General features: G+C 51.9%; 12 protein-coding genes. 3 read left to right on the top strand and 9 right to left on the bottom strand.

Annotation, left to right across the window (positions count from 1 at the left end; all coding sequences use genetic code 11):
• Positions 1-56: 56 nt before the first annotated feature.
• Complete coding sequence (locus EDM52_RS24380) at positions 57-263, top strand: type 2 periplasmic-binding domain-containing protein (protein WP_148038775.1); 207 nt, start codon at positions 57-59, stop codon at positions 261-263.
• Positions 260-640 (top strand): DUF3899 domain-containing protein, encoded by a 381-nt coding sequence (locus tag EDM52_RS17720; RefSeq protein ID WP_122910287.1) that lies wholly within the window; start codon positions 260-262, stop codon positions 638-640. The genes EDM52_RS24380 and EDM52_RS17720 overlap by 4 nt, the downstream gene beginning before the upstream one ends.
• A 4-nt stretch (positions 641-644) precedes the next feature.
• Here EDM52_RS17720 and EDM52_RS17715 read toward each other — a convergent pair whose 3' ends face one another.
• From EDM52_RS17715 to gmd, 9 genes are all read right to left on the bottom strand, one after another.
• Positions 645-1,595: an ABC transporter ATP-binding protein gene (locus EDM52_RS17715; RefSeq protein WP_122910286.1), complete on the bottom strand. Its 951-nt coding sequence runs from the start codon at positions 1,593-1,595 to the stop codon at positions 645-647.
• Positions 1,595-2,614: an ABC transporter ATP-binding protein gene (locus EDM52_RS17710; RefSeq protein WP_122910285.1), complete on the bottom strand. Its 1,020-nt coding sequence runs from the start codon at positions 2,612-2,614 to the stop codon at positions 1,595-1,597. Before EDM52_RS17710 ends, EDM52_RS17715 begins: the two co-directional genes overlap by 1 nt.
• 20 nt (positions 2,615-2,634) lie before the next feature.
• Positions 2,635-3,558 (bottom strand): ABC transporter permease, encoded by a 924-nt coding sequence (locus EDM52_RS17705; protein ID WP_412850162.1) that lies wholly within the window; start codon positions 3,556-3,558, stop codon positions 2,635-2,637.
• Positions 3,559-3,578: 20 nt separating this feature from the next.
• A complete protein-coding gene (locus EDM52_RS17700; RefSeq protein ID WP_122910283.1) occupies positions 3,579-4,511 on the bottom strand; it encodes an ABC transporter permease in 933 nt (310 codons plus the stop codon).
• Between the two features lie 15 nt (positions 4,512-4,526).
• On the bottom strand, positions 4,527-5,948 hold the full coding sequence (pepV, locus tag EDM52_RS17695) for a dipeptidase PepV (protein WP_122910282.1): 1,422 nt from the start codon (positions 5,946-5,948) through the stop codon (positions 4,527-4,529).
• The gene (locus tag EDM52_RS17690; RefSeq protein WP_122910281.1) at positions 5,938-8,022 is read right to left on the bottom strand and encodes a sigma-54 interaction domain-containing protein; all 2,085 of its coding nucleotides are present in this window, start codon (positions 8,020-8,022) and stop codon (positions 5,938-5,940) included. Before EDM52_RS17690 ends, pepV begins: the two co-directional genes overlap by 11 nt.
• A gap of 69 nt (positions 8,023-8,091) precedes the next feature.
• The gene (locus tag EDM52_RS17685) at positions 8,092-9,771 is read right to left on the bottom strand and encodes a peptide ABC transporter substrate-binding protein (RefSeq protein WP_122910280.1); all 1,680 of its coding nucleotides are present in this window, start codon (positions 9,769-9,771) and stop codon (positions 8,092-8,094) included.
• Between the two features lie 67 nt (positions 9,772-9,838).
• Complete coding sequence (locus tag EDM52_RS17680; RefSeq protein WP_122910279.1) at positions 9,839-10,861, bottom strand: asparaginase; 1,023 nt, start codon at positions 10,859-10,861, stop codon at positions 9,839-9,841.
• A 266-nt stretch (positions 10,862-11,127) separates the two neighbouring features.
• Positions 11,128-12,093 (bottom strand): GDP-mannose 4,6-dehydratase, encoded by a 966-nt coding sequence (gene gmd / locus EDM52_RS17675; protein WP_122910278.1) that lies wholly within the window; start codon positions 12,091-12,093, stop codon positions 11,128-11,130.
• 151 nt (positions 12,094-12,244) lie between these two features.
• Here gmd and EDM52_RS17670 point away from each other — a divergent pair, with 151 nt between their 5' ends.
• Positions 12,245-13,426, top strand: coding sequence for a phospho-sugar mutase (locus tag EDM52_RS17670; RefSeq protein ID WP_122910277.1), 1,182 nt, complete (start codon positions 12,245-12,247; stop codon positions 13,424-13,426).
• The last annotated feature ends 75 nt before the right edge of the window (positions 13,427-13,501 follow it).

The following is a 13,501-nucleotide window of genomic DNA, read 5'->3' as shown; positions in this document are numbered from 1 at the left end:
AAAATGAAGGCTTTACATGCTTAGCATGAACATTTCTTCATGGAAGGAGCACCCGGTTGACCTTGTTTCAATTGGAGGTTCTCGTTGCAGTTGCAGAGCATGGACATGCCCTTTCCTGGGAAGAATCGATTATGCTGGAGCAGCTCTCCCGAGAGCCCTTCATCCTCCCTATGGCGGGATGTGAACGCCTGATCCAGTCAACCTGCCAAGCATTGGGATTAGTCTGCTCAGCCCTATCGATAAGGATGTGTCTGTTTTCGTGAAAAAGAGATTCCCCTACTGGTCGGCCATAACCATACTTGGTTGTCTCGGAGTAGGCGTAACTGCTTCCTCTGCTACCCTGCTGACTGTGATTAATCAAAGCTTTCTGTTCAGTCTCTTCCTGTTGATCGCAGGCGGTCTGGCAGCTGTCGTCCGCTCCGGCTTTTTCAGCGTGTTTGCCGCAGGCTTCCGCCAGCTCAAGCAAATGTTCTTCCGCAAGCCACGCGTGCTCGACGAGGATCTATATCAGACGGATGATCCTTCCTTTCAATCAAAAAAAGAGACGTTCTTCCAAAGAGGAACGTCCCTTTTGATCGAAGCAGGCCTGTCACTAGCCTTATTCTCAATCGGTCTCACGATCACCTACTATCTAAAATAGAAATCTAGGTATCCAGCAGGTGGCAGGCTACCCAGTGCCCAGGCATGGCTTCCTTCCAGACCGGCTCTTCCACAGCGCAGCGCTCTGTCGCTGCCTGACATCGGGTACGAAATCCGCATCCGCTCGGTTTGTTGGCCGGGCTGGGCAAGTCGCCTTGCAAGACGATCCGTTCTCTCTTGATCGTCGGATCAGGCACTGGCACTGATGAAAGCAGCGCCTGGGTATACGGGTGAAGCGGCTCTTTGTACAGCTCGCCGCTTGGCGCCAGTTCTACCATTTTCCCCAGATACATCACGCCAATTCGGTTGGAGATGTGCTTGACCATCGAGAGGTCATGGGCAATAAACAGATAGGTAAGTCCTCTCTCCTGCTGCAAGTCCTCCAGCAGATTGACTACCTGAGCCTGAATCGATACGTCCAGCGCGGAAATCGGCTCATCGGCGATAATGAACTCGGGCTCAACAGCCAGAGCCCGAGCGATCCCGATCCGCTGGCGCTGTCCACCACTAAATTCGTGTGGATACCGCTGCGCATGATCTTTGTGCAGTCCTACCAGCTGCAAGAGCTCCGCGACCCGCTCCCGCCGCTTCCCCCGACCCAGGCCGTGGATATCCAACCCCTCTGCCACAATATCTTCGACTGTCATCCGCGGATTGAGACTTGCCTGCGGGTCCTGGAAGATCATTTGCACATCGCGATTGAATTGGTTGATTTCTTTTCCCCGAAGCTGATGGACATTCTTCCCCTTGAACAACACTTCACCGTCCGTATTTTCGTACAGGCGGATAATCGTGCGCCCAAGAGTGGATTTGCCGCAGCCACTCTCCCCTACCAAGCCCAACGTCTCACCCTTTTTTATGGAAAAAGAGACGCCGTCTACCGCCTTCAGTTCGAAATCGGCCGCAATCGAAAAGTATTTTTTCAAATCACGCACTTCCAACAATGTTTCACTCATTATGCCTGCCTCCCTGCTGCCACCAATTCTTCGATGCGCGGCGCCCGTTCGTCATGGAGCCAGCACGCTGCTTCGTGCCCTTGACCAAACGAAGTAGTCGGAGGCATTTGCTGCTTGCAGATTTCCATCGCGAAATCGCAGCGTGCTGCAAAAGCGCAGCCGACTGGCGGGTTGAACAAATCTGGAGGGGTACCCTCGATCGGGACCAGCCGTTGCTTTTCCTCCTCATCAAGGCGCGGCAATGAGCGCATCAAGCCCCACGTATAGGGATGCTTCGGATTGGCGAAGACATCCTCTACCGTTCCCGTCTCGACCACCATTCCTGCGTACATCACAACCATCCGGTGTGCGATCTCTGCCACGACGCCCAGGTCATGCGTGATGATCACAACGGAAAGCTGCTGCTCTTCCTGGAGTCTCTTCAGCAAGTCCAGGATTTGCGCCTGGATCGTCACATCCAAGGCAGTTGTCGGCTCATCGGCAATCACCAGCTTGGGATCACAGGCGAGCGCAATGGCAATCACGACGCGCTGACGCATGCCTCCGCTGAACTGATGCGGGTACTGATCGACGCGCTGCTCCGGGTCGGGGATGCCGACGAGTCGCAGCATCTCGATAGCCCGTTTGCGCGCTTCTTCCCGAGATACTTTTTGACTGCGGACAAATCCTTCTACGATCTGGGCGCCAACCTTCATCGTCGGGTTCAAGGCAGTCATCGGGTCCTGAAAGACCATTCCGATCTGTGTTCCACGAATCCCCAGCAGCTCTTTCTTGGGCAGGCTGCTGATTTCTGTCCCTTCGAATACGACCTTGCCGCCGACAATGCGACCAGGAGGATTCGGGATCAGGCCCATGATCGCCTGTGCTGTTACACTTTTGCCGCAGCCGCTCTCACCGACGATCGCGACTGTCTCCCCCTTGTCGACATGAAACGATACGCCGCGTACCGCCTGCACTTCTCCGCCATACGTCTTAAAATTCACCTTCAAGTTGTCTATGGTAAGCAGATGCTGATTCATCTTGTCATCCTCCCTTCTCTCTAATCCCGCAGACGTGGGTCTAGTGCGTCTTGCAAGCCGTCACCAAAAACGTTGAACGCAAACATCGTCAGCGAAATCATCAGTCCCGGGAAGAAGAGTCTCCACCAGTCACCGGTCAGGATCACACCCATGGCATCATTCGTCATCGTTCCCCAGCTGGCATCAGGCGCTTGTACACCCAGCCCCAAAAAGCTGAGGAAAGATTCGGCGAAGATCGCAGACGGGATCGTAAAGGTCAGGTTGACAATGATCACCCCAAACGTATTGGGGATCAAGTGCTTCAGCAGGATACGGGAAAACTTCGCCCCGAGCACCTGTGCCGCCATGATGAACTCCTGGTTTTTCAGTTGCAGGATTTGACCGCGAACGAGACGTGCCATTCCTACCCAGCCCGTCGCGGACAAGGCGATAATAATGGTCAGAATGCCCGGTTCCATCACGACCATCAACAGAATGACCACCAAGAGATACGGCAATCCGTACAAAATCTCAATGATCCTCATGATGATGTTGTCGATGCGGTCTCCTTTTTTCCCTCTTCCCGCCATGTATCCGGCGATTCCACCTACCGTTACGCCGATAACCAAATCGATCAGTGCCGCCACTACGCCGATCGTCAGGGAGATCCTGGCCCCAAACCAAGTGCGGGCGAACATGTCGCGCCCGAGCTCATCCGTACCGAACCAATGCTCTGCCGATAATTCCTTATTACGATCCAGCAGGCTTTGGTCGGAATGGCTATAGGGTACCAGCGAAGGTCCGATGATGGCCATCACGACGAGAAACAGGATAATAAAGAACCCTAGCATCGCCAATTTATTCTTTACCAATTTTCTGACCACTTGCTGCCAATTGCTAAGACTGGGCCTGGTGATGCCTACGGCCTGCACATCTTTGGTCAACGGGCGAAATAGCGGGTCGATTCTTTCCTCTGTCGCCACACTTATCCCTCCTTCTTGGTGAGCCTGATCCGCGGATCAATCAGACTGTACGCGATGTCGATCAAAAAGATCGTCACAATCAAGATCGCACTGTAGAAAATAGTCGTCCCCAAAATGACTGGGTAATCCCGATTGAAAATGCCATCGACAAAGTACTTTCCGATCCCTGGAATGGCAAAGATCTTCTCCACCACGAAGGTTCCAGTAATCAAAGATGCGATCAAAGGCCCCAAAAATGTGATGACAGGCAGGATCGCATTGCGAATACCGTGCTTGATCACGATGAGAACAGTAGGAATTCCTTTGGCTTCGGCGGTGCGGATGTAGTTCTGATTCATCACTTCGATCATGCTCGCACGCATATAGCGCGTGATGATTGCGATCGGTCCAAATGCCAAAGCAAGGGAAGGCAAGACTGTGTGCATCCAAGTCCCCCAGGTAGCAACAGGAAAAAGAGGAAACTTAATGGCCAGAAAGTTGATCAATAGCGGCGCCATGATAAAGCTGGGAACGGCTACTCCCAATACGGCCAAGGCCATAGCGACGTAATCCAGCGTCCGATTGCGGTTCAGTGCCGCAATAATGCCAAACAGAATACCGAATACCACTGCGATGGATATCGCTTGTCCGCCCAACCAGGCCGAAGCTCCGAATCCGTCCGCGATCATGTCATTCACACTGCGGGAATCGGACTTGATCGATGGGCCGAGGTCGAGGAAGACCAGGTTTTTCAGATACATCAGGTACTGTACGGGCAACGGCTCGTCCAAATGGTATTTGGCACGCAAATTGGCGAGGATTTGCTCAGGCAGCTGATCGGATTCAGAAGCAAACGGGTTGCCAGGGATGGCATGCATCAAAGAAAATGTCAGCGTCACGATGATCCACAGGGTCACCAGCATCATCAGGACGCGTTTCACTAAATAGTTGGTCATGGAAGCCCTCCTTGTTTACTTGGCAAGTTCATAGATGGATTGGGCATAGATGGCCATCGCACGCATCAGATCCTCGATCTCGATGTACTCGTCCGTCTGATGGGCCGTTGATTCCTTGCCCGGGAAGAGCGGCCCGAATGCTACACCGGACGGCATCATCTTGGCGTAGGTCGCCCCGCCAGAAGAAAGCAGCTCGGCTGGCAGACCTGTCTGCTCCTCATAAACACGCGACAGCGTTTGCACGACTTCATGGTCTTTGGGAACGTAATGCGACTTGGAGGAGCGTAGCTCCGAAATCGTCCAGCCCAATTCCGCTACCCTCTCCTCTAACCGCAGGATCCGTTCCTCTCGTGAAATGGTAGCCGGGTAGCGGATATTTAAACGTACGGTTGCGCCTTCCGACTGACTGTAACGCAGAATACCCGCATTTACCGTCAACGCGCCGGACACCCCATCCTCACAGGCCAGGTTGAGATTTTGCGCGTAAAAATCCTCATGCAAGATGTTCGCTAACAAGGAAAGGTAGGAAGCTGCGGCACCTTCAAACGGGAACTGCTGCAAAAAACAGGCAAGCGTCGTCCCCGCATTCTTTCCCACGTGGGGCTCCATGCCGTGGGCTGGTTTGCCTTTCAACGACAGGTGAAGATGCCCTGCCGAATCCATGCTAACCTGACCTGTTGTCGCTTGCTCCTCCAAAAAATGAGGCCATTGGGTCAGCATCTTCTCTAAGATCGTCGAGTCATCCGCCCGCACACTCGCTTTCGCCAGCTCAGGCACACTGTTTCCCTGATCTCCCGATACAAAGCTCAAAAGCTGTAATCCACCCTGAAATTCAGCTTGTCCGTCAGACGGAATCGTTAGAGTCGGATTGATCTGCCCTTTTTCTGCGTGAATCATGGGAAAGGTGGAATCCGGCGAAAAACCGATCTGCGGCAGGGAATCCTTTTCCATGAAATGACGCATGCACAGCCATCCGCTTTCCTCGTCTGTCCCGATGATGAAACGGACGCGCTTTGACAGTGGCAAGCCCGAGTCCTTCACGATATTCATGGCGTAGTAAGCAGCCAGCGCAGGTCCTTTATCGTCAAGAGCACCACGGGCATAAATCCTGCCATCCCGGATGCTTGGTTCAAACGGCGGAGTCGTCCAGCCTTCTCCGACCGTCACCACGTCAATGTGAACAAGAACGCCTATATCATCCTCGCCATCACCGTACTCGATCGTTCCGGCATAGCCGTCGAGATTCTTGGTCTCGTAGCCGTCTTCCTGCCCACGAGACAGCAGGTATTCCAGCGCTTGCGCCACGCCCCGACCAAACGGCTTGCCCTCTTCGGCAGTGGTCATGTCCTCGATACTGTTAATTGCTAGAAATGTGTGCAACTCCTCCAAAAAAGCATCCTGTCGCTGGCGTGCCTGCGCCTTCCAGTCATAGCTCATGACGATCTCCCCTTCCATTCCGTCGGTTTAGATAACGGAGAAACTCTTCTCCCTTAGAGGAAATTTTGCTGCCTTGTCTTCCTTTTCCTACCTGTATCAATTCATCATTTTGTAAAAGCTTCAAGCGATAGCGCAGCTGTTGTGAGGAAATCTCCATCCCTTGTGCCTGGAGCTGCTCTCCGAGAGCGTAACGGCCACTGCCCTCCTGCTTCAGCTCCTGCAAAACGGCCACCATTTCAGCTAAAAAGCCGCGCTGGCTGTACGCTTCATACAGCTGTTCACACACTGCCTCGCATTCATCGTGTTCGATCGAGCCGTTCTCTTGGTCTACCATGAAAGGCAATTGATAGACGTATCCTTCTTCTTCGACCACATGAGCCAGATATTCGATCACATTTTCCAGCTCCCGAATATTGCCTGGCCACTCGTATTCCTGCATCGCTTTCATCGCTTCTTTGGACAAGGTAAAAGGCGGTCTGCGCAAATCGTAGGCGTATCTGCGGATGAAGCGCTCCACGAGCCATGGTATATCCTCCTGCCTCTTACGCAAGGGCGGAAGATGGATAGGAAGAATGTTGAGCCTAAAGTACAGGTCCGCACGAAATGTACCTTCTTCGATCATCTGCTTCAAATCCTGGTTGGTCGCCGCAATGACGCGGATATCGGTAGGAATGACCTTGTTGCCGCCTACACGCATGATCTGCCGTTCCTGGAGTACACGCAGCAGACGGTTTTGGATGGCACCACTGGCGTCCCCGATCTCATCGAGAAAAATCGTCCCTTTGTGGGCAAGTTCGAACCAGCCGATATGCCCTCCTTTTCGCGCACCGGTAAATGCACCTTCTTCGTAGCCGAACAGCTCGCTTTCCAAGAGCGATTCCGAGATGGCGGCAAAGTTGACCCCGACGAAAGGTTCCCGGCGGCGAGGCGAAGCATTGTGGATAGCTTGGGCGAGCAATTCCTTTCCTGTCCCGGTCTCTCCGAGCAGGAGTACAGTAGAGTTGCTTCTCGCAATCTTGCGGGCAATCTGCAGGACCTTTTGAAAGGAAGGGCTTTCCCCGTAGATGTCATCGAACTGGTATTTAGCCACCAGCCCTTTGTTGTAGAGGCGCATGCGGTAATCGTGCTCGAGCTTTTCGATCTCCACAGCTTGCCGGAACAAGAGCAAGCTCCCCAGAAAGCGCCCCTCCATGAAAATGTGGGTCTTGCGAAAAAAGTAGGTTTTGTTCGCCCAATCTACCAAAATATCCTCATTTTCCCCGCAGTCCATGAACAGCTCGTAAAAATCGGACGGCAGGCAGGCAAGAGACTTTTCCCCGACGATCTGGGCTCCATGCAGATTCAGAGAGTCGACGGCCTTCTGATTGACGAAGCGTATGATTTCTTCTTCATCGAAGGCGATCACGGCATCCTCGATACCATTGACGATGGCTTCCAGGTATTTGCTCAACAGATGAGCGTGCTGAATTTCGTTGTTTAGTTCCTTCGTGATAAAAAATAAGGACTGCAGCGTACGCATCGTCATTTTTTGAAAATTGTCGTTGTCAAAATGCGTGTAGATCGCAAGCCAGGTAGTCAGATCGATGACGCGAAAGCCGATATCGACGACTTTGCGGATATGCGGTGGCACATGCTCTGCTTCCCCTGGTGTTACGGCGATCTCGATATCTTTCGGATATTCCGCTCCAGGATAGTACGGATACAGGTCGAAATCCAGTCCGGCAGCGCGAATCAAATCAATGTTGTCCTGTGCTGTTTCTGGCGTGTCACTGACCAACAGTACCTTAACGCCTTTGGGAATCTCCAACATGCCGCGCAAATTTTGATAGGAGAACATCCGCTTGGCTACAATCATTTTGGTTCCTGGTGGCAAGTACGGCTCTACAAAGCTTTCAATCATCGAGGTAGATAGGACCACCAGCGAGCCTTCTGCTATCGGTCTGTAGGCAAGCTGATCCATGCGTATGCCTTCGATGTGAAAATCATCCGATACGCCTAGCTCCACGCACTGGCTGACCGCAGAATGCAGGAATTCATCCATCTTTGCGATAAAGGTAACTGTTTTTTTCTCCATTCCATTCGCTCCAAAAGGTAAAGTGAAGACAAGGGCAAACCGAGCTAGCCCTTGTCTTCAAGTATTTTACTATTTCTTCTCAATTTCTGCCCATTTATAGTCAATCGTACCTACAGGATGGCGCAGAATTCCCTTGATGTTCGGCTGATCCATGAACACCTTGGTATTGAAGTAGATCGGAACGAGCGGCATGTCGTTCATGAACATGGCTTCCGCTTCATGCATCAGAGCAAAGCGCTCTTTTTCATCGGCTGTGTTGCGGATTTTTTCTACGAGTGCATCGTAATCTTTATTGCTGTAGTTGATGCGGTTTCCTGGGTGATCGGTCACGAACAGCTCCAGGTAATTGATTGGATCACCGTAATCCGCAGGGATTGTGGAGCGAGAGAACTGCAGCTGACGAGCGCGCTGCTCAGCAAGGAAGACGTTCCATTCCTTGTTTTCCAGTTTTACTTCCACGCCGAGGTTTTTCTTGTACATTTCCTGAACCACCTGAGCGATGGCCTTGTGGGTATCACTGGTATTGAAGGTCATGGTGACGGTTGGCAGAGTAGTCCAGCCCTCTTCTTCCATTCCTTTTTTCAACAACTCTTTGGCTTGCTCCACGTCATTGTCCTTGAAGAAATCTCCGCCTTTTTGACGGAAATCGGTTCCGTCTGGCTCTGGGAAGCCGACTGGCACGTGTGCCATAGCAGGAAGCTGTTTTCCTTGCACCACGTTATCGATCAGCAGTTGACGGTCGAGAGCCAAGGCAAAAGCTTTGCGGATATTGACGTTGGTAAACGGAGGCATCGTGGTGTTCATACGATAGTAGTAGATGGCTGCTTCCGGTTCTACTTTTGCTTCGCCTGAATCAATCAGCTTTTGCTTGAGGTCGATCGGAACGGTCTGGATCATGTCCAGTTCTCCGGTCTTGTACATTTGGTACTGCGTGTTTTCATCATTGACCATCACCCAGTCAATGCCCGCGTACTTCACGGAATCCTTGTCCCAATAGCCGTCATGCTTGACCACTTTGACGGATTGGTCATGGACCCAATCTTCCATTTTGAACGGTCCGTTGGTCACGATGGAAGAGGCGTTCTCCGCCCATTTCGGATTGCTCTCCACGACCTTTTTATTGACAGGGAAGAAGGTTGGCTGCGTGATGATATGCAAGAAATAGCCGGCTGGCGCCTTGAGCTGCACTTCGAAGGTCTTGTCATCGACTGCCTTTACTTTGACGCCGTCCGCATTCCCTTCCCCTTTGTTGTAAGCCTCAGCTCCATCGATGTAATAAGCAAGGAAAGCAGAGGGGAACGCATTGTTCGGATCGAGAATGCGTTTGAATGCAAACTCGAAGTCGTGCGCGGTCACAGGATCTCCGTTGGACCATTTTGTATCGCGCAGGGTGAAGGTGTACGTTTTGCCGTCTTCACTGATCGACCACTTCTCAGCCATTGCGGGCTGAGGTACGTGGTTTTGGTCCAGGCGAGCCAGACCCTCCATCGTAGCGTTCAGCACTTCATTGGACGTACTGTCAAAGCCTTTCGGCGGATCCAAAGAAGGTGGCTCTGTCTTTAGGTTGAGACGCAGCTTTGCGGTCATGTCAGCTTGTCCAGCAGGTGCCGTCTCCTGTTGTTGACCTGTGCCCGTCCCAGCTCCCGAATCCTGTGGCGCTGGAGCCGCTGTTTGACTGCAGCCTGTCACGACCAGAACAGCCAGCAGGGCTGCCGTGCTCAGCACTTTCCATCCTTTTTTCATGTTCATGCATGTACCCCCTTTATTCTGAAAAAACACATATAACAAATGGCTTTTCTTCAAGATCGGCCATTTATTAACAGATTGAAACATTCTCCGGCTTCAGCTGGAAGGTCGTCTCAATACGACCGACAACGGTACCACTCATGTTGGTAATAGGCGGATTGGTGTAAGCATGAAGCTCTTTCCAAGCGCCATCCAGATCGATTCCCAGCTGACGAAGAACTTCGTTGACCACCGGGTTGATTGCGCGCGCTCCGCCATCCTCGATTTTGACCGCTATGCCAATTCCCCGTTCGCGGTCTCCCAGGCAGTAGACGGATTCTGCACCTGCTTTTCCGACGATCCTGCCCTTGTACGCTGTCATGAGGTCAGTGCAGTAGCGATTTTCTCCTCCGACCATTTCCGGATGGGCAATCATCGCCTCTACGACTCTTTTCGCCGCATCCCGGCGAACGGGATTGGAGATCGCTTCCGGCTTGGCCAGCTTCGCGAATGCCCAGGCGTAGTTGGCAAGCGGCAAGCGATGTACAGGTACGCCGCAGCCGTCCGTTCCCAACTGAATCTTCTCTTTCGGATATCCCGTAATGTCTTCCACAACATCCATGATCCGCTGCTGGACGGGATGATCCGGCAGAAGATATGTCGCTACGTCCTCTCCCATATGAGTGGCTGTCGCGATCATTCCAGCGTGCTTGCCCGAGCAGTTGCTGTACACAGGGGTCAGCTGCTTCCCTGCAAGTATCAGCTCCTTGTAGCTGTCCTCATGCCTTGGCACATGGGTGCCGCATTGCAGCGTTGCTTCGAGCTGTCCTGCTCGCTCAAGCATGCCCAGTGCACGCTGGCGATGACGAGGCTCTCCACTATGCGAAGCGCAGCAAAGAGATAAATCGGCCGGTTCCAACTGGTACCGATCTGCTGTTCCTGTTTCCACGATCGGGATCGCCTGCAAGGGTTTCATGCTGGACCGGGCAAAGGTAAGTCGCTGCGGATCACCGTAAGAATAGAGCAAGGTCCCGTGTTGATCGACTACTGCGATGTGACCGAGATGAGAGCTCTCTACCTGTTCCCCCCGGTATACGTTGACTACCGCATTCATAACAAGTCTCCTTTTTCTATGTGTTGGAATCCTTGTTGGTTTGATAATAAGCAAATATTGTGCCAATCTTCGAACAAGGTGGAAATCACCCATTTTTCCGCTGTTTCTGTTTACTTCTTATACAATTCGCCCGATAACAGGACAGCCCATAAAAGAATATAACACGTATATTTATCATAATAGGTGACCCTATTAAAAAACAATAGACAAAACACCCCAATACCCTGCTTTATCAGCGTTTTGAGGTGCCTATTTACCAAGTGTTGTTATTTTCCGTTCCGTTGCAGATCTGCTTCCACCATCATGTGTATGAGATCCTGCCACTTTGTTTTGGGATACCATCCCAGCTTTTGCTTGGCCTTGGCGGGATTGCCCAATAGAATGTCTACTTCTGCTGGTCGGTAGAGCTGTGGATCAATCACCAGATAATCCTGATAATTCAGCCCAACGTAATCAAATGCAACCTTGCACATTTCCTCCACCGTGGTCGTTTCTCCGGTGGCAATCACATAGTCATCCGGCTCTTCCTGCTGCAGCATCAGCCACATAGCCTCCACAAAATCTCCTGCAAAACCCCAATCCCGCTTCGCAAAAATATTACCCAGCCGCAGTTCCTTCTGCCTTCCTGACACAATCTGGGCTACGGCCTGTGTCACTTTGCGCGTCACGAATTCCGGACCTCGCAGTGGTGATTCATGATTGAACAAAATTCCATTGCAGGTATACATCTGAAAGCTCTCCCGGTAATTTTTCGTCATCCAGTAGCCGAACAATTTGGACACAGCATACGGACTTCTGGGGTAAAAAGGCGTCTGTTCCGATTGCTGGGGCTCCTGAATCAATCCGTAAAGCTCACTGGAAGAGGCCTGGTACATACGGATGGAAGGGTCAGTCTCCCGAATCGCTTCCAGTACGTGCAGGACGCCCATCCCCGTTGCTTGTGCGGTCAGGATCGGTTGTTCCCATGAAGAGCCGACGAAGCTTTGCGCTGCCAAGTGATACACTTCATCCGGCTTGCTTCTTTTCATCGCACGAATCAGCGAGGTTACGTCAAGCAAATCCCCATCTTCATATCTCACCTGATCTGCTATCTGCAGATACTCCAATCTCCAAAGATTCGCAGTGCTCCGACGGGGAACCAATCCGACTACGCAATACCCTTTTTCCAGCAGGAATTTAGCCAGATATGCGCCGTCCTGACCGGTGATCCCCGTGATAAAAGCTGTTTTCATCGGCTCCCCCCCAATATGAATAATAGCCATCACTGACTTGTATATTGTGAATGCCAGCCGTTTGTGCCTTGTTGCCGCACGCATTTTCTAGGTTGTCAATAAGGTAACAGTATGGTACATGATCGATTCATTCTTGAAAGGAAGATTTGACATGCATGAAACATGGAGAGCTGCCTATCAACGCTGGCTGAACTTCCCGGCTCTTGACGCGGAAATGCGATCCGCTTTGGACGCCATTCAAACAGATGAATCGCTTGTCGTGGAACACTTTTATCGAACGATCGATTTTGGGACTGGCGGAATGAGGGGAGAATTGGGTCCAGGCACCAACCGAATAAATATCTACACCATCCGCAAGGCAACAGAAGCGCTCTCCCGCTACCTGCTCTCACAGGGAGAGCAAGCCAGGCAGTCGGGGGTCGTCATCGCTTATGACTCCCGCCACAAGTCTCCTTTGTTTGCAGAAGAAGCGGCCAAAGTGCTGGGCAAGCACGGAATTCGCGTCTATCTTTTCGACCGTGTATTCCCCACTCCCATCCTCTCCTTTGCGGTGCGCCATCTAGCCGCCAGAGCGGGCATCGTCATTACAGCCAGCCATAACCCTGCTTCATACAACGGCTACAAGGTGTATGGCTCCGATGGTGCACAAATCACCCCCGATACTGCTGACAAACTGATGGCGCTTATCAAGGAAACCGGTGACGAACTAGCCATCGAGGTCGCAGACGAAAGGGAATTGCGGCAGACAGGGATGCTTTCTACGATTGGCGATTCTGTCCTTGAGGCATATCTGGAGCAGGTAAAGAGTATTCGCCTGCACACCCATTTGTCTGAGTCTGCTCGTGACGATGTTCGGATCATTTTTACACCGCTTCACGGTACGACAGGTGAAGCCATCAGCAAGGGTCTGGCCGCTTTTGGCTATCAGCAGGTCGCACTTGTGCAGGAGCAGGCTGATCCGGACCCTGACTTTTCCTCAGTCTCCTCCCCCAATCCCGAAGACCCCCAGGCATTTGCCTTGGCGATCCGCGATGCGAAGGCGGCACATGCAGATCTGATCATCGGTACTGACCCGGATGGCGACCGTATCGGGGTTCTGGTCAAAAACATGACAGGTGACTATGTGCCGCTCACGGGTAACCAGATCGGCGCCCTGCTGCTGTACGATGTATTGAACCAAAAGAAAAACAAAGGCACGCTCCCAGACAACGGGATCATGATGAAGACCATCGTCACCTCCGAGCTGGGCAGTCAGATCGCCCGAGATTTTGGACTGGTGACCGAAGATACCTTGACAGGTTTTAAATACATTGGCGAAAAAATAGCCGAATGAATCAATTTCATAATTGCTCATCTTAAAAATATACAGACTGCCCCAATCTCTTCTTTATCCTTTTTTAAAAACTAA

The organism is Brevibacillus invocatus, assembly GCF_003710915.1.
GTDB classification, from domain to species: Bacteria; Bacillota; Bacilli; order Brevibacillales; family Brevibacillaceae; genus Brevibacillus; species Brevibacillus invocatus.
Note: the sequence above shows the minus strand (reverse complement) of the source record. Positions and strands in the feature narration are given on the sequence as shown.